This is a genomic window from Streptomyces sp. GQ60, assembly GCF_059758875.1.
Genome location: NZ_JCAXEG010000001.1, coordinates 940621 through 956435, shown reverse-complemented (window position 1 = coordinate 956435; position 15815 = coordinate 940621). Strand labels below are relative to the sequence as shown.

Annotated in this window: 16 protein-coding genes; 9 read left to right on the top strand and 7 right to left on the bottom strand. The window is 72.1% G+C overall.

Annotated elements, in window-relative coordinates; translation table 11 throughout:
* Positions 1–2: 2 nt before the first annotated feature.
* Positions 3–1766: a glycosyltransferase family 2 protein gene (locus AC6CKD_RS04425; RefSeq protein ID WP_498325219.1), complete on the bottom strand. Its 1764-nt coding sequence runs from the start codon at positions 1764–1766 to the stop codon at positions 3–5.
* Between the two features lie 169 nt (positions 1767–1935).
* Positions 1936–2562 (bottom strand): cysteine peptidase family C39 domain-containing protein, encoded by a 627-nt coding sequence (locus AC6CKD_RS04420; RefSeq protein WP_498325218.1) that lies wholly within the window; start codon positions 2560–2562, stop codon positions 1936–1938.
* A gap of 56 nt (positions 2563–2618) precedes the next feature.
* Here AC6CKD_RS04420 and AC6CKD_RS04415 point away from each other — a divergent pair, with 56 nt between their 5' ends.
* Both AC6CKD_RS04415 and AC6CKD_RS04410 read left to right on the top strand, forming a co-directional pair.
* Complete coding sequence (locus AC6CKD_RS04415) at positions 2619–2942, top strand: hypothetical protein (RefSeq protein ID WP_498325217.1); 324 nt, start codon at positions 2619–2621, stop codon at positions 2940–2942.
* 32 nt (positions 2943–2974) lie between these two features.
* Entirely contained in the window at positions 2975–3427 is a 453-nt protein-coding gene (locus tag AC6CKD_RS04410; RefSeq protein ID WP_498325215.1) for a hypothetical protein, read from the top strand.
* A gap of 39 nt (positions 3428–3466) precedes the next feature.
* Here AC6CKD_RS04410 and AC6CKD_RS04405 read toward each other — a convergent pair whose 3' ends face one another.
* Positions 3467–3763: an MTH1187 family thiamine-binding protein gene (locus AC6CKD_RS04405; RefSeq protein WP_498325214.1), complete on the bottom strand. Its 297-nt coding sequence runs from the start codon at positions 3761–3763 to the stop codon at positions 3467–3469.
* Positions 3760–4104 (bottom strand): DUF3817 domain-containing protein, encoded by a 345-nt coding sequence (locus AC6CKD_RS04400; RefSeq protein ID WP_498325213.1) that lies wholly within the window; start codon positions 4102–4104, stop codon positions 3760–3762. The genes AC6CKD_RS04405 and AC6CKD_RS04400 overlap by 4 nt, the downstream gene beginning before the upstream one ends.
* 138 nt (positions 4105–4242) lie before the next feature.
* Between AC6CKD_RS04400 and AC6CKD_RS04395 the strand changes: the two genes are divergently transcribed.
* The 5 genes from AC6CKD_RS04395 to AC6CKD_RS04375 all read left to right on the top strand — a co-directional run bounded on the left by AC6CKD_RS04395 (position 4243) and on the right by AC6CKD_RS04375 (position 7589).
* Positions 4243–4881: an AIM24 family protein gene (locus AC6CKD_RS04395; RefSeq protein ID WP_478688064.1), complete on the top strand. Its 639-nt coding sequence runs from the start codon at positions 4243–4245 to the stop codon at positions 4879–4881.
* Positions 4881–5531, top strand: a complete 651-nt coding sequence (locus tag AC6CKD_RS04390) for an AIM24 family protein (protein WP_498325211.1) — start codon at positions 4881–4883, stop codon at positions 5529–5531. The genes AC6CKD_RS04395 and AC6CKD_RS04390 overlap by 1 nt, the downstream gene beginning before the upstream one ends.
* Positions 5528–6340, top strand: a complete 813-nt coding sequence (locus AC6CKD_RS04385) for an AIM24 family protein (protein WP_498325210.1) — start codon at positions 5528–5530, stop codon at positions 6338–6340. Before AC6CKD_RS04390 ends, AC6CKD_RS04385 begins: the two co-directional genes overlap by 4 nt.
* A gap of 65 nt (positions 6341–6405) precedes the next feature.
* Positions 6406–6882, top strand: a complete 477-nt coding sequence (locus tag AC6CKD_RS04380) for a MarR family winged helix-turn-helix transcriptional regulator (RefSeq protein WP_498325442.1) — start codon at positions 6406–6408, stop codon at positions 6880–6882.
* A gap of 119 nt (positions 6883–7001) precedes the next feature.
* Positions 7002–7589 carry a PepSY domain-containing protein gene (locus AC6CKD_RS04375; protein WP_498325208.1) on the top strand — a complete coding sequence of 196 codons (588 nt, stop codon included), beginning with the start codon at positions 7002–7004 and terminating at the stop codon, positions 7587–7589.
* An 88-nt stretch (positions 7590–7677) separates the two neighbouring features.
* Here AC6CKD_RS04375 and AC6CKD_RS04370 read toward each other — a convergent pair whose 3' ends face one another.
* The 3 genes from AC6CKD_RS04370 to AC6CKD_RS04360 form a co-directional block, all read right to left on the bottom strand.
* Positions 7678–7752, bottom strand: coding sequence for a 50S ribosomal protein bL37 (locus AC6CKD_RS04370; RefSeq protein WP_383947182.1), 75 nt, complete (start codon positions 7750–7752; stop codon positions 7678–7680).
* Between the two features lie 40 nt (positions 7753–7792).
* Positions 7793–8788: a methylmalonyl Co-A mutase-associated GTPase MeaB gene (gene meaB, locus AC6CKD_RS04365; RefSeq protein ID WP_498325207.1), complete on the bottom strand. Its 996-nt coding sequence runs from the start codon at positions 8786–8788 to the stop codon at positions 7793–7795.
* A 90-nt stretch (positions 8789–8878) separates the two neighbouring features.
* Positions 8879–10075 (bottom strand): acetyl-CoA C-acetyltransferase, encoded by a 1197-nt coding sequence (locus AC6CKD_RS04360; RefSeq protein WP_478688067.1) that lies wholly within the window; start codon positions 10073–10075, stop codon positions 8879–8881.
* Positions 10076–10211: 136 nt separating this feature from the next.
* Between AC6CKD_RS04360 and mce the strand changes: the two genes are divergently transcribed.
* Positions 10212–10655, top strand: a complete 444-nt coding sequence (gene mce, locus AC6CKD_RS04355) for a methylmalonyl-CoA epimerase (RefSeq protein ID WP_498325205.1) — start codon at positions 10212–10214, stop codon at positions 10653–10655.
* A gap of 421 nt (positions 10656–11076) precedes the next feature.
* Positions 11077–15666 carry a polarized growth protein Scy gene (gene scy / locus AC6CKD_RS04350; protein WP_498325204.1) on the top strand — a complete coding sequence of 1530 codons (4590 nt, stop codon included), beginning with the start codon at positions 11077–11079 and terminating at the stop codon, positions 15664–15666.
* Positions 15667–15815 lie beyond the last annotated feature (149 nt).

Genomic DNA, 15815 nt, shown 5'->3' with positions numbered 1-15815 from the left:
GCTCAGTTCCCTCCCAGCGTGGTCGCGAGTGCCTGCTCCGGCTCCTCGCCCGGTTCGGGTCCCCCGCCGGGCGCGGCCCGGGCCGTACGGGCGCGCAGCTCCGTCACGGCCCATACGGCCGGCGGGGCGAGGGCGACGGCCAGGGCGAGGACCGCCCAGATGCGCATGGCCGCGTGGGTGTGCTCGTAGCGCACGGAGGCCGCGAGGGAGACGAGGAGGACGGCGGCCCAGAAGAAGTGGACGCGGAAGGTCGCGGGCCGGTCGGGGCTGGCGGTGCCGCCCTTGGGGGTGACGATGAAGCCTCCCCGTGTGCGCAGCACCGCCGAGCCGAGCGACATCAGGTAGATCGGTGCGCAGACGGCCGACATCGCCATGCCGGCGAGTCCGCCGGAGCCCTCCGGCTCGTGGGGCGAGACGTTGTGGCGGCGGTTCCACAGGTACAGGCCGACCTGGAGGGCGGCGGCGTCGGTGTAGAGCATGAGCCAGATCTCGGAGGAGACCTGGGTGCCGGAGGCGCCGAACCACAGGAACAGCACGCAGCTGAGGACTCCGAGGAGCCAGTTGACGGCGGTCATCGGGTAGTAGACGAGCATCAGGGTGTAGTTGAGCCAGCGGCCCGGGGGCATCCGGAAGCAGCCCCGCCAGTACTGCCGCAGGAGCGTCTCGTACGTCCCCCTCGACCAGCGCAGCTGCTGCGTGAAGAAGTCGGTCCAGGTGCTCGGCCCCTCCCCCACGGCGAGCACGTCGGGGGTGTAGACGGAACGCCAGAACCTGCCGGTGCCGGGGTTCCTGCTCCGGTGCAGCTCGAAGCCGGTGGCCATGTCCTCGGTGAGGGAGTCGTAGAGCCCGCCGACCTGGCGCAGGGCGCTGATCCGGACGGCGTTGTTGGTGCCGACGAACATGGGGGCGCCGTAGCGGTTGCCCGCGCGCTGGATCAGCGCGTGGAAGAGGTACTGCTGGGACTCGGCGGCCTTGGTGACCGAGGCGGTGTAGTTGCCGTAGACCTGCGGGCCGACGACGAAGGCGATGTCGGGGTCGCGGAAGAAGCCGAGCATCCGCTCCAGGTACTGCGGGAGCGGCACGTGGTCGGTGTCCACGGAGGCGAAGTAGTCGTAGTCCGCGCCGTGCCGGGCGAGCCAGGCGTTGTAGTTGCCGTGCTTGGTCCTCGCCCGGTGGGACCCCTCGGCCGTGTTCCATTCGGCGACGCCCTTGCGGGTGAAGTGGCGCACGCCGAGCTCCGCGCACAGCTCCCTGGCCCCGGAGTCGTCGCCCTCGTCGAGGAGCCAGACGTCGAGCGGCCCGTCGTGGCGGACGGCCACGGCACCGCGCAGGGTGGCGGCCGCCATGGACAGCGGTTCCTTGCCGGGGACGTAGGTGGTGAGGAAGGCGACGCGGGTGCCGGACTCGGCGGGGACGGGGACGGGGTCCCGGGCGACCAGCGTGGCGTGCGCGATCGAGATCACGTTGACCACCATGAAGAGCATGATCAGGGCGACGGATCCGAGCATCACGGCGTCGAGCCGCACCAGCCAGTCCTCGCCGCCCTCCCGGACGGTCCGGTGCGTGGGCCAGACGAGGTAGAGCATCAGCCCGGTGGCGGCGACGGGGGCGAGCGTCATGAGCGCGACGGCCCGTATTCGGGTCCTGAGGTCCTCGCGCGCCAGGAGGGAGCGGTACCTCACCCGGTAGGCGACGGCGGGATCCGGCTCCTCACAGGGACCGGCCAGCCGGCTGTGGGTCTCGTAGTCGAAGGTTTCCTGACGCACGGTTTCCTCCAGCGCTCGAAACCGAGGTACGTATCCCAACGAAAGGGGAGACGCCTCGGCCTGTCGAACGGGGTGCACCCACCCGGGCGATTCCGTTCCGTGCCCCGCCGGACAGGGCCGAACGGGTGATCGCACCGGGATGCGGCGACGAGGGGCCCCGGCGCGCCCCTCAGCCGGCCGGGCCGCCGAGCAGGATGCCGCGCCCGGCGTAGAAGCGGTCCAGGTCGGCCCAGGGGACGGGCGCGTACTGCTGGGAACCGTCGGGGAAGCCGGAGGGATTGTGCACCAGGACGGCGTCCTCGGTGGCCCCGACGGCGAGCACCAGGTGGCCGCCCCTGGCCTCCACGACGGGCGTCAGGGTGCGGATCGCCCAATGGACCGAGAGCATCGCCACCCCGCCCCCGGCGAGCGCGTCCCGGACGGTCCGGTGGTCCAGTACGGGCGCCGAGCGGGCCTCCAGGCCCCAGCGGGCGGTGACGTACTCGGCGAACGGCTGGTAGATCAGCCCCTTCACCGCGTCCCCGTCCCGCACGTACGCCCCGGCCCCGCAGAGCTCCTTCACCAGCTCCACCGAGGGCGGCACCGGGAGCCCCAGGCTCCCCAGCACCATGCGCAGGCAGGCCACTCCGCACATGCGGGGCGCCCAGAAGGCGTACTCCTCGGGGGAGTCGGCCCCCGACCCGGCCCACAGCGGATCCCGGGCCGCGTCGGCCCCCGCGACGAACTCCGGCACCAGCGCGGCGGACTCCCACTGGGAGTAGTAGGGGACGGCGTGTTTGATCATGGATTCGGTCATGCGCCCGAAGTCTGCCACGCCTGGCCTGGGCGTAATACGCGTAATACACTACGGCTGTGGCCAAAACCAGGATCAGCATCAGCCTCGAGCAGGACCAGGCCGAGCGCATCAGGCGGTACGCCGAGCACGCCGGCCTGGACGTCTCCGCGTACCTCGTGCACGCCGCGACACGACAGATGGCTGAGACCGAGGCCATAGAGGCGCAGTTCGCGGACGTGGACGCCTTGATCGCGGCGGCCGAAGCCGAGGCCGCTAACGCACCGCAGGCGGACGCGGCCGTCCCGGAACTGACGGAGCAGGAGCGGCGGGAGGTCGAAGCCGCCCTCGGTCTCGTCTACGGGGCGGACCGATCCGGGACGCGCCCCGGAAAAGCCGCGTGACCGCGGGGAGGGTCCCCGTATACGACACCGGGATGCTGATCGCTCTCGCCGACCGCAAGGCCAAGGCGGTCCACCTGCACGAAGCCCTGAAGGAGACCCCGCACCGGGCTCTCGTCCTCGGTCCGGTGCTGGCACAGGTGTGGCGCCCCCGCCCGGCACTGGTCCATGCGCTGGCCACGGTGCTCAGGGACTGCACCGTGCCACAGGCACGGACTTCGGCCCCGCCGATGCGCGAGACCAGGGCGGGCCGTCCGGAGTGCGTAGCCTGCGCGACGGCCTTCGACCTGGCGGACTGGCGGCGGGTCGGCACCGCCCTGGGGGAGGCCGAACTCCCCCCGAAGAAACGGCCGGACGCAGTGGACGCCGCCGTGGCCCTGGCCGCCGCGAAGCACGGCAGCGCCGTGATCTTCACCAGCGACCCCGAGGACATCACCGCGTACCTGTCGGTACTCAATCCGTCCGACGTCCACGTCCACGCCGTGTGAGCCGACGGGCCGTGTGAGCCGACGGGTCTCGCGGTCCGGTCAGCCTCCGGCGAGGTGGCGTTCCACCGTTTCCATCTTCGACGTCATGCCGTCCGTGACGCCGGGGCGGATGTCGGCCTTGAGGATGAAGGAGACCCGGGGCGCACGCGCCTCCACCGCGGCCACCGCGCGCTTGACCACGTCCATCAACTCGTCCCACTCCCCCTCGATGGTGGTGAACATGGCGTCCGTGTGGTTCGGCAGCCCCGATGCTCGGACGACGCGGACCGCGTCGGCCACGTACTCGCCGACCTCCTCGCCGACGCCCAGCGGGGTCACCGAGAACGCGATCATCATGCGCGGGCCGCCTCGCGGGCGCGGGCGGCGAGCACGCCGGCCGATTCGTCGCGCTTGAGCAGCCGGTCGCCGTAGAGCCCGCCGAAGGGGACCAGGGCCAGCAGGAAGAACAGCGCGACCTTCTTCAGGGGCCACTTCGCCTTGTGCCAGACGTCCAGCAGGAAGACGGCGTAGATGACGAACAGGATCCCGTGGATGATGCCGAGCGGCATCATCAGGTAGTCGATGTCCGAGATCCGGCTCAGCACCGAGCCGAAGATCAGCAGCGCCGGGAACGAGAGCGCCTCCGGTACGGAGATGAGGCGCAGCCGGTGCAGGGCGGAAGCGGTCTTGATGTCCACGTGGAACCTTCGGGGTGGATGCCGGGGGTCCGTCCCAGTGTCTCAGCCGCCCCGGGCGATCTTGGCGCGGGGCCCGGCCCGGCGGATATCGGCCAACGGGCCCTGTTCGGTGCCGCCCGCTGCGGATAACGTCTTCCCGTGGCTCAGTTCCGACTCCAAGGCAGCAAGGTGCTCGCCGTCGACCTGACCGGGGACGCCGTGAAAGCGAAGAACGGCGCCATGGTCGCGTACGACGGCCAGATGGCCTTCAAGAAGATGACCGGCGGCGGCGAAGGCCTCCGCGGAATGGTGACCCGGCGGCTCACCGGCGAGCAGATGACCGTGATGGAAGTGCAGGGGCACGGCACCTGCTTCTTCGCCGACCGCGCCAGTGAGATCAATCTGGTCAATCTGCGCGGCGAGAAGCTGTACGTCGAGTCCAGCAACCTGCTGTGCACCGATGCCGGCCTGCGCACCGGCACCACCTTCACCGGCCTGCGCGGCGCTTCGACGGGCAACGGCCTGTTCACCACGACCGTCGAGGGCAGCGGGCAGGCGGCGATCGTGTCCGACGGCCCGGCGGTGGTGCTGCGCGTCAGCGCCCAGTACCCGCTCTCCGTGGACCCGGGGGCGTACATCGCGCACACCGGCAACCTCCAGCAGTCCTTCCAGTCCGGTGTGAACTTCCGCACGCTGATCGGCGAGGGCTCCGGCGAGGCGTTCCAGATCCGCTTCGAGGGCGAGGGCCTGGTGTACGTGCAGCCCAGCGAGCGCAACACCATCGGGGGCGACGTCTGATGCCGTTCCGCGAGATCAACTCGAAGATGGTCGAGGCCCAGGTCGTACCGGGGCAGAAGATGTACAGCCAGCGCGGCGCCATGCTCGCCTACCGCGGTGACGTCTCCTTCACCCCGAGCCTGACCGGCGGCCAGGGCGGCGTGACGGGCATGATCGGGCGCCGGGTGGCGAACGAGCAGACCCCGCTGATGGAGGTCGAGGGCAGCGGCACCGTGATGTTCGGCCACGGCGGCCACCACATCCAGGTCATCAGCCTCACCGGCGAGACGCTCTACGTGGAGGCCGACCGGCTGCTCGCCTTCGACGGCACCCTGCAGCAGGGCACGATGTTCATGGGCGCGCAGGGCGGGGTCATGGGCATGGTCCGCGGCCAGGTGACCGGCCAGGGCCTGTTCACCACCACCCTCAAGGGCCACGGCTCGGTGGCCGTGATGGCCCACGGCGGGGTCATCGAGCTGCCGATCCACCCGAACCGCCCGATCCACGTCGACCCGCAGGCGTACGTCGCCCACCACGGCGAGGTCCGCAACAAGCTGTCCACGGCGCTGGGCTGGCGGGACATGGTCGGCCGCGGCTCGGGCGAGGCGTTCCAGCTGGAGCTGTCCGGTCAGGGCGCGGTGTACGTACAGGCCTCGGAGGAAAAACTGTGAACTTCGGTCCCGTGACCGGCGGACCGGGAGGTCCGACCGTCTTCGACCCGTACACCCTGCCGTCCGACGACAACGTCAACGCCTACACCTTCTGCGTGGAGCTCAAGGGGAGCCAGTGGTTCCTGCAGAAGGGCAAGATGATCGCCTACTACGGGCGCATCGAGTTCAACGGCATCGGTCACGGCCGGTTCGACCGGCTGCTGCGCACCAGCTTCCACTCGCCGCTGCACGCGAGCGACTGGGTGGTGGCGGAGGGCCAGGGCAAGATGCTGCTGGCCGACCGGGCCTTCGACGTGAACTCGTACGATCTGGACAACGGCAACCTGACCATCCGCTCGGGCAACCTGCTCGCCTACCAGCCCTCGCTCGCGCTGAAGCAGTCGATCGTCCCGGGCTTCCTCACCCTGATCGGGACCGGGAAGTTCGTGGCGGCCTCCAGCGGTCCGGTGGTGTTCATGGAGCCGCCGCTGCGCGTGGACCCGCAGGCGCTGGTGGGGTGGGCGGACTGCCCGTCCCCCTGCCACCACTACGACCACGGGTACATGGCGGGCGTGATCGGCGGCCTGCGCTCGCTGACGGGCGTCGGGGGCTCCTCGGGCGAGGAGCACCAGTTCGAGTTCGTGGGGGCGGGTACGGTACTGCTCCAGTCCTCGGAGCTGCTGATGCCGGAGCAGGCGGTCGGGACCGTGGGCGCCGGCGCGGCCACCGGCAACGCGCAGGGCGTGCCCGGACAGGGTGCGCAGGGGCAGAGCGGCGTACCGCGGATGCCGGGGCAGCTGGGTGATCTCCAGAGGCGCTTCGGACTGTAGGAAACCTCTCACTCCTCTTTTTGTACGCATTTCAACTTCTTAGGTAGAGTTCTTTCATGGAGACCATCGAGACCGAGACGGCCACCCCCTGGCTGAACGACGCCGAACAGTGCGCTTGGCGCACCCACCTGGACGTCAGCAGACTGCTGATGCACCAGCTGGAGAAGGACCTCCAGCCGTTCGGGCTCACCAACAACGACTACGAGATCCTCGTGAACCTCTCCGAAGCAGAGGAACACCGGATGCGGATGAGCGATCTCGCGACGTCGACGCTGCAGTCCAAGAGCCGGCTCTCCCACCAGATCACCCGCATGGAATCGGCGGGCCTCGTCCGCCGCGTGAACTGCGAGTCCGACCGCCGCGGGCTCTACGCCGTGCTCACGCCCGAGGGCATGGAGACGATGCGCAAGGTCGCCCCGCACCACGTGGCGTCCGTCCGCCGGCACTTCATCGACCTGCTCCCGCCGGACGCCATCGCCGCGCTGCGCGCCGCGCTCAATCCGGTCGCCGAGCACCTGCGCGCGGGCCGCGGCAAGGCCTGAGCCCCCGGTCGCTCGGCGTGCCCTTCGCGGCGGGTCACCGGACAATGGTGACTACGCACTCGCTGCCGGCCCCGCCGAGCGACCGTAGGCGCACGTGGCCGGCCTGAGGAGGTCCCGTCATGCAGCGCAACACGTACGTTTCCGCGGCCGCGGCCGTGGTCCTGGCACTGGGAGGCCCGGTGGCCGCCGCGGCCACCGCCACTGCCGCCACCCCGAGCATCCTGACCGCGGCCACGGCCGCACGCGTCGATGTGACCGCCGAGGCCGCGGCCGCGGCGGCCCTGAAGGCCAACCCCGGTGTCATCGAGTCCCTGGACCGTGACGGCGCGGTCTGGCACGTGGACGTCGTCAGCAAGGACGGCACCCACTCGGAGCTTGAGGTGGACGCCGCGAGCGGCAGCGTCACCAAGGAGAACCAGGACGACGAACAGCAGGCCGACGACTACGCCGCGCTGCTCGCCGCCAAGGTGACCGCCGCGCAGGCGATGAAGACGGCCGTGGCCGCCCACCCCGGCAAGGTCTGGTCCGTGGAGTGGGACGACGACAACGGTCGCGCCGCCACCTGGAACGTCGAGGTCAAGACGACCGACGGAAAGACCCAGAACGTCCACGTGGACACCGCCACGGCCAGGGTGGTCTCGTCCGACTCGGACGAGAACGACGACGGGGGCGGGGACGGGAACGGGAACGGGAACGGGAACAACTGAGCCCCGTCGTTCCCCGGACGGAAGACCACATACGGAAGCCGCACCCCGCGGACGGGGTGCGGCTTCCGTATGTGGTCAGTGCTCACGGTCAGGAGTTGGGACGCTTTCCGTGGTTGGCCTTCTTCTTCTTGCGGGCACGCTTCTTGTTGCCGCGCTTCGCCATGAAACCTCCCTGCGTTGGGGCATTCCGGGCGTTCGCCAGTCTATGACCGGCCCGCGGGCTCCGCATCCGGTTCCGTCGGTTCCGTCAGGGTCGCGAGCAGCGCGTCCGAAGCCGCGTACGGATCCAGCTCGCCCAGCGCGACCCGCGCGGCCAGCGCCTCCAGGTGGGCGTCGCCGTGCACGTCGGCCAGCCGGGCCCGCAGCGCGGTGATCGCGATGGTTTCCACCTCGCGCGCGGCCCGGGCCGTACGCCGCTGCGCCAGCACCCCGCGCTCGTCCATCCACGCCCGGTGCTTCTCCAGCGCCTCTACCAGCTCGTCGATGCCCGTACCGCGTGCCGCGACCGTCTTCACGATCGGCGGCCGCCAGTCGCCCTTGCCCCGGGACTCCCCCAGGCTCAGCATGTGGTTCAGCTCCCGGGCGGTGGCGTCCGCGCCGTCCCGGTCGGCCTTGTTCACGACGTAGACGTCGCCGATCTCCAGGATGCCCGCCTTCGCGGCCTGGATCCCGTCACCCATTCCGGGAGCCAGCAGCACCACCGAGGTGTCGGCCTGCGCCGCGATCTCCACCTCCGACTGCCCGACCCCGACGGTCTCGACCAGGATCACCTCGCAGCCGGCCGCGTCCAGCACCCGGATCGCCTGCGGGGCGGCCCAGGCGAGTCCGCCCAGGTGGCCGCGGGTGGCCATGGAGCGGATGTACACCCCCGGGTCGGACGCGTGGTCCGACATGCGCACCCGGTCCCCGAGCAGCGCGCCCCCGCTGAACGGCGAGGACGGGTCGACGGCCAGGACGCCGACCCGCTTGCCGGCCTGCCGGTAGGCGGAGACCAGCGCCGAGGTGGTCGTGGACTTGCCGACGCCCGGGGAGCCGGTGAGGCCCACCACGTACGCGTTGCCCGTGAGCGGCGCCAGCGCCGCCATCACCTCGCGCAGCTGCGGGGACGCCCCCTCGACCAGCGAGATCAGCCGGGCGACCGCTCGGGGCCTGCCCTCACGGGCCTGGGCCACCAGCTGGGGGACGTCCACCGCCGTCATTCTTGCTGCGCTCCTTCGTTCACGCGGGTCCCGCGGGTCCCGCGGGTCTCGTACGGGCAGGGGTGCGGGCGGCCGCCGGCCGCCCGCCCACTACGGGACGCGGACGATCAGGGCGTCGCCCTGGCCGCCGCCGCCGCACAGGGCGGCCGCGCCGACCCCGCCGCCGCGGCGCTTGAGCTCCAGTGCCAGGTGCAGCACCACGCGGGCGCCGGACATCCCGATCGGGTGGCCCAGGGCGATGGCGCCGCCGTTGACGTTCACCTTTTCCGGGGTCACGCCGAGGTCCTTCATCGACTGCACGGCGACCGCCGCGAAGGCCTCGTTGATCTCGATGAGGTCGAGGTCCTCGACGCCGAGGCCCTCCTTCTTCAGGGCGTGCAGGATCGCGTTGGAGGGCTGCGACTGGAGCGAGTTGTCCGGGCCCGCCACATTGCCGTGGGCGCCGATCTCGGCGAGCCACTCCAGGCCCAGCTCCTCGGCCTTGGCCTTGCTCATCACGACCACGGCGGCCGCACCGTCGCTGATCTGCGAGGAGGTGCCGGCGGTGATGGTGCCGTCCTTGGCGAAGGCCGGACGCAGCTTACCGAGGGACTCGACCGTGGTCTCCGCCCGGATGCCCTCGTCCTGCGAGAACACCACCGGCTCGCCCTTGCGCTGCGGGATCTCGACCGGGGTGATCTCGGCCTCGAAGACGCCGTTCTTCTGCGCGGCCGCGGCGCGCTGGTGGGAGGTGGCCGCGAACGCGTCCTGGGGGGCCCGCTCGATGCCGAGGCGGCCGTTGTGCGTCTCGGTGGACAGGCCCATCGGAATGTTCTCGAAGGCGTCGGTGAGACCGTCGTAGGCCATCGCGTCGAGCATCTCGATGGCGCCGTACTTGAATCCCTCGCGGGACTTCGGCAGCAGGTGCGGGGCGTTGGTCATGGACTCCTGACCGCCCGCCACCACGATGTCGAACTCCCCGGCGCGGATGAGCTGGTCGGCCAGCGCGATGGCGTCGAGACCCGACAGGCACACCTTGTTGATCGTGAGCGCGGGCACGTTCATGGGGATCCCGCCCTTGACGGCGGCCTGGCGGGCGGGAATCTGGCCCGCGCCGGCCTGGAGGACCTGGCCCATGATCACGTACTGGACCTGGTCGCCGGAGATGCCGGCCCGTTCCAGCGCGGACTTGATGGCGAAGCCGCCGAGGTCGGCACCCGAGAAGGACTTCAGCGAGCCGAGCAGTCGCCCCATGGGCGTGCGGGCCCCGGCGACGATCACTGACGTGGTGTTGTTCGTTCCGGACATGGAGCACAGCCCCTTGAGATGAGGAGTGAACGAGGGTTTACCCGAATGTACTGAGCGGTACCCGTGCCGTCACCGGCCCGCCAGTGTGATCGCGCGCACGTTGCGTAACCGGCTCCGGTAGCGCTGCACTGTGTCCATGCTGACAAGAATCGACCACATCGGGATCGCCTGCTTCGACCTGGACAAGACGGTTGAGTTCTACCGTGCCACGTACGGCTTCGAGGTGTTCCACTCCGAGGTCAACGAGGAACAGGGCGTCCGCGAGGCCATGCTGAAGATCAACGAGACCTCCGACGGCGGAGCCTCCTACCTCCAGCTCCTGGAGCCCACCCGCGAGGACTCCGCGGTCGGCAAGTGGCTCGCCAAGAACGGCGAGGGCGTCCACCACATCGCCTTCGGCACCGAGGACGTCCAGGGCGACTCGGAGGCCATCCGCGGCAAGGGCGTCCGGGTCCTCTACGACCAGCCCCGCACCGGCTCGATGGGCTCCTCGATCACCTTCCTGCACCCCAAGGACTGCCACGGCGTCCTCACCGAACTGGTCACGAGCAACCCCGACCAGTCGACCGCCGGGCACTGACGGGCTTGCGTTACGGCGCACCACCGGCCGTGGTGCGCCGTACGCGTCCAGCCACCCGCGATTGCGGAATGACAGGGGCCGGTGACGGGCCCCCGCTTCGCCGGGGCCGGTCCGTAGACGTCGACGACGGCAGTTCCAGCCCGGACACATGCATGCGAACACCGCAAATCAGCACTCCGCGGACCCGAAGAGAGAATCTCCGCAAGGCCAGATCGCCGGGGTTCCGGGACGAGGGCACTGATGTCCCGTTTCCCCGGCCGGTAGAGTGGCTTTGGCTCGGCCGGGGTTCGGTGCGGAGACGGGGTCGGGCCTGCATCGCCCGACCCGGGATCTGACACCATTCCCCGGGGGCGTCGTTCAGCGGGCGGACGGTGCTCATTCGGTAGTGAGCTTGCGACCAGGGGACGGATGGGACCGCGCTGTGCGGGGCTACGAAAGCCAGGAGAGCCATCAGGCCGAGGCCGACCATCTCTCGCGCTTCGAAGCCGAGATGGAGCGGCTGAAGAAGGAACGCGGGAAGGCCGTCCAGCACGCCGATGACCTGGGGTACCAGGTCGAGGTGCTGCGCGCCAAGCTCCACGAGGTACGCCGCAACCTGGCGTCCCGCCCCGCCTACGACGGCGCGGACATGGGGTACCAGGCGGAGCAGCTGCTCCGCAATGCCCAGATCCAGGCCGACCAGATGCGGTCCGACGCCGAGCGCGAACTGCGCGACGTACGGGCGCAGACGCAGCGCATCCTCCAGGAGCACGCCGAGCACCAGGCGCGCCTCCAGGCCGAACTGCACGCCGAGGCCGTCAACCGCCGCCAGCGCCTGGACCAGGAGCTGAGCGAGCGCCGCCAGACGGTGGAAGCCCACGTCAACGAGAACGTGGCCTGGGCCGAGCAGTTGCGCGCCCGCACCGAGGCGCAGGCCCGCCGGCTCATGGACGAGTCCCGCGTCGAGGCCGAGCAGACCCTGAACGCCGCGCGCGCCGAGGCCGCCCGGGTCGCCTCGGAGGCCACCCGCCGGCTCGCCTCCGAGAACGAATCCGCCCGCGCCGAGGCCGAGTCGACGCTGCTGCGCGCCCGCAAGGAGGCCGAGCGGCTGCTGACCGCCGCCTCCGCGCAGGCCCAGGAGGCCACCGAGCACGCGGAGCGGCTGCGCTCCACCACCTCCGCCGAAGCCGAGCAGACCCGCCGCCAGACGATGGACCTGGGCCGGGTCGCCGAGCAGCGCGCCCAGGAGGCGGAAGCGGCCCTGCGCGAGGCGCGCGCCGCGGCGGAGAAGCTGCTGGCGGAGGCCAAGGAGAGCGCCGCACGGCAGCTCGCCTCGGCGGAATCCGTCAACGAGCAGCGCACCCGTACGGCCAAGGAGCAGGTGGCCCGCCTGGTCGGCCAGGCCAACAAGGAGGCCGAGACCCTCAAGGCCGAGGCCGAGCAGGCGCTCGCCGACGCCCGCGCGCAGACCGAGCGGCTGCGCGCCGAGGCGGGCGAGCAGGCCCGTACCGCGGCGGCCGAGGACACGGCGGCCCAGCTCGCGAAGGCGGCCCGCACCGCCGAGGAAGTACTGAACAAGGCCTCGGAGGACGCCCGCGCCACCACCCGGGCGGCGTCCGAGGAGGCCGAGCGGATCCGCGGCGAGGCCGAGGCGGAGGCCGAGCGGCTGCGCGCCCAGGCCGCGACCACGGCCGATGAGCTCAAGGGTGCCGCGAAGGACGACACGGAGGAGTACCGGGCCCGTACGGTCGAGCTCCAGGAGGAGGCCCGCCGGCTGCGCGGCGAGGCCGAGCAGCTCCGCGCGGAGGCCGTCGCCGAGGGCGAGCGGATCCGCGGCGAGGCCCGCCGCGAGGCGGTCCAGCAGATCGAGGAGGCGGCCCGCACCGCCGAGGAACTGCTGGGCAAGTCCCGGGCCGACGCCGACGAGGTGCGCTCCGGAGCGAACGCCGAGAGCGAACGGGTCCGCGGCGAGGCCGTCGAGCGTGCCACCACCCTGCGCAAGCAGGCCGAGGAGACCCTGGAGCGGACCCGCGCCGAGGCCGAGCGGCTGCGCGCCGAGGCCGAGGAGCAGGCGGAGTCCGTACGGGCCGAGGCGGACGCCGCGGCGGCCGTGCGGCGCGAGGAGACCGAGCGGGCACTGGCGGCGAAGCGGGCCGAGGCCGACGAGGAGCTCGTCCGGCTGCACACCGACGCCGAGGGGCGCCTGGCGACCGCCGAGCAGACGCTGCGCGACGCCCGGGCGGCCGCCGAGAACATCCGCAAGGAGACCACCGAGGAGAGCGACCGGCTGCGCGCCGAGTCGGCGGAGCGGATCCGCGCGCTGCAGGCGCAGTCGGAGGCGGAGGCCGAGCAGCTCCGCACCGACGCCGCCGAGGACGCGGGCCGGGCCCGCGCGGAGGCCGAGCAGGCCGCGGTGCGGCTGACCGGCGAGGCGGAGGCCGAGGCCGAGCGGCTTCGCTCCGAGGCGCAGGAGACCGCGGACCGGCTGCGCGCGGAGGCCAAGGCCGCCGCCGAGCGGGTCGCGCAGGAGGCCGCCGAGGCGCTGGCCGCTGCCCAGGAGGAGGCCGCCCGGCGTCGCCGGGAGGCCGAGGAGACCCTGGCTTCGGCGCGCACGGACGCGGAGAGCGAGCGGGCGCAGGCCCGGGAGGAGAGCGAGGAGCTCCTCGCCCAGGCCCGCAAGCGTTCCGAGGAGGCCACGGCCGAGGCGGTCTGGCTGACCGAGGAGGCCGAGCGGCGCGCGTCCGAGGTGGTCGCGGCGGCCGAGGCCACCGCCCAGCAGGTGCGCGATGCCGTGGCCGGACTGCACGAGCAGGCCGAGGAAGAGGTCGCGGGGCTGCGCAGCGCGGCCGAACACGCGGCGGAGCGTACGAGGACGGAGGCCGAGGAGGAGTCCGGCCGGGTCCGCGCCGACGCGTACGCGGAGCGGGAGCGGGCCACCGAGGACGCCAACCGGATCCGCAGCGAGGCGCGCACCGAGACGGACGCGGCGAAGGAGCTTGCCGCGCGCACGGTCGGCGACGCGATCGCCGAGGCCGAACAACTGCGCACGGACACCGCCGAGTACGCGCAGCGGGTGCGCACGGAGGCCACCGACGCGCTGGCCGCCTCCGAGCGCGACGCGGCCCGTACGAAGGCCGACGCCCGGGACGACGCCAACCGGATCCGCGGCGAGGCGGCGGAGGCCCTGGAGGCCGCGCGCGCCGAGGGCGGCCGGATCGTCGCGGAGGCCACGGCCGAGGCTGAGCGCCTCAGCGAGGAGACCCGCGCGGCCAACGAGGCCACGATCGGCGAGGCGGCGGCGGAGGCGGCGCGGCTCACGGCCGAGGCCGAGGCCGCCGCCGAGGCGACCCGCACCGAGGCCGCGGGCACGCTGGACGAGGCGCGCTCCGAGGCGAACCGACTGCGCACGGAAGCGGCCGAGCAGGCGGACCGGCTGATCTCCGAGGCCACCACCGAGGCCGAGCGGCACACCGAGGAGACCCGTGCGGCCAATGCGCTGACGGTCGGTGAGGCCGCGGCCGCGGCCGAGGCGCTGCGGGCCGAGGCGGCCGCCGCCCTGGACGCGGCGAAGGCGAAGGCGGAGCGGCTCACGGCGCAGGCCGCGCAGACCCTGGCCGGGGCCGAGCGGGACGCGACGGGGATCCTCATCGACGCGCGCACCGAGGGCGACCGGCTCGTCGAGGAGACGCGCACGGCCAACGAGGCCACCGTCGGCGAGGCCGCGGCGGAGGCCGACCGGATGCGCGCCGAGGCGGCGCGGACCCTGGACGACGCCCGCGCGGAGGGCGGCCGGATCATCGGCGAGGCCACCGCGGAGGCGGACCGGGTCACGGTCGCGGCGAACGAGACCCTGGCGAGCGCCGAGCGGGAGTCCGAGCGGACCCTGGACGAGGCGCGCGCCGAGGCGGGCCGGATCCGTACGGAGGCCGCCGAGCAGGCGGACCACCTGGTCGGCGAGGCCGTCGCGGAGGCGGACCGGCTCACCGAGCAGACCCGCAAGGACACCGAGCGCGCGGTCGGCGAGGCGGCGAACGAGGCCGAGCGGCTGCGGGCCGAGGCCTCCGAGGCGCTGTCCTCGGCGCAGGAGCACGCGACCCGTACCCGGTCCGAGGCCGAGCGGGTCAAGGCCGAGGCCGCCACCGAGGCGGAGCGGATCCGGGCCGAGGCGCGCAGCGAGTCGGAGCGGGTGCTGGACGAGGCCCGCGAAGAGGCCAACAAGCGCCGCAGCGAAGCCGCGACCCAGGTCGACCGGCTCATCACGGAGGCCTCCTCGGAAGCCGAGAAGCTCACCGGGGACGCGCAGAAGCAGGCCCTGGCCGCCACGACGGCGGCCGAGGAGCAGGCGGACGCGATGGTCGACGCGGCGCGCAAGGAAGCCGCGCGGATCGCCTCGGAGGCGACCGTGGAGGGCAACTCCCTGGTGGAGAAGGCCCGTCAGGACGCGGACGAACTGCTGGTCGGGGCGCGCAGCGACGCGGCGGCCATAAGGGAACGGGCGGAGGAGCTGCGCGGCCGCGTCGAGGCGGAGGTCGAGGAGCTGCACCAGCGGGCCCGCCGGGAGTCGGCCGAGCAGATGAAGTCGGCCGGCGAGCGCGTGGACAAGCTGGTGCGGGCGGCGACCGAGCAGAGCATCGAGGCCGACGCGAAGGCCAAGGAGCTGGTGTCGGACGCGAGCAGCGAGGCGAGCAAGGTCCGCATCGCCGCGGTGCGCAAGGCGGAGGCGCTGCTCAAGGAGGCCGAGCAGAAGAAGGCCGAGCTGGTCCGGGCCGCCGAGGGGGCTCTCGCGGAGGCGACGGCGGAGGCCGCGCGGCTCGTCGAGGAGGGCCGGCGCGAGCTGGAGGTACTCGTGCGCAGGCGCGAGGACATTCAGGCGGAGATCTCCCGTGTCCAGGACGTTCTTGAGGCGTTGGAATCATTCGAGGCGCCTTCGGGTGGCGGAAAGCCCGGGGTCGGCGGCCAGGGCGCGGGGGGCGTGAAGGCCGGTGCGACAGCGGGTTCCACTCGTTCGGGTGGCAAGACGTCAGAGGGCTAGTCAGCACGCTCGACTCTGTGCCCCTGATGGAGGTTCAGGCGAACGAGTGACAAGCATTCTGTCGCCTTGCCACTCAAAAGGGGTGTCATTGTCCAGATCAAACGCGGATTGACTCGATGACACGCCGCCTTGGCGCCTAGGATTCCCCT

Bases quoted from the DNA above. Each gene is read 5' to 3' on its own strand.
- AC6CKD_RS04420 (WP_498325218.1), bottom strand. From the start codon at position 2,562: ATGACCGAATCCATGATCAAACACGCCGTCCCCTACTACTCCCAGTGG.
- AC6CKD_RS04410 (WP_498325215.1), top strand. From the start codon at position 2,975: ATGCTGATCGCTCTCGCCGACCGCAAGGCCAAGGCGGTCCACCTGCAC.
- AC6CKD_RS04405 (WP_498325214.1), bottom strand. From the start codon at position 3,763: ATGATGATCGCGTTCTCGGTGACCCCGCTGGGCGTCGGCGAGGAGGTC.
- AC6CKD_RS04390 (WP_498325211.1), top strand. From the start codon at position 4,881: ATGCCGTTCCGCGAGATCAACTCGAAGATGGTCGAGGCCCAGGTCGTA.
- AC6CKD_RS04375 (WP_498325208.1), top strand. From the start codon at position 7,002: ATGCAGCGCAACACGTACGTTTCCGCGGCCGCGGCCGTGGTCCTGGCA.
- meaB (WP_498325207.1), bottom strand. From the start codon at position 8,788: ATGACGGCGGTGGACGTCCCCCAGCTGGTGGCCCAGGCCCGTGAGGGC.
- AC6CKD_RS04360 (WP_478688067.1), bottom strand. From the start codon at position 10,075: ATGTCCGGAACGAACAACACCACGTCAGTGATCGTCGCCGGGGCCCGC.
- mce (WP_498325205.1), top strand. From the start codon at position 10,212: ATGCTGACAAGAATCGACCACATCGGGATCGCCTGCTTCGACCTGGAC.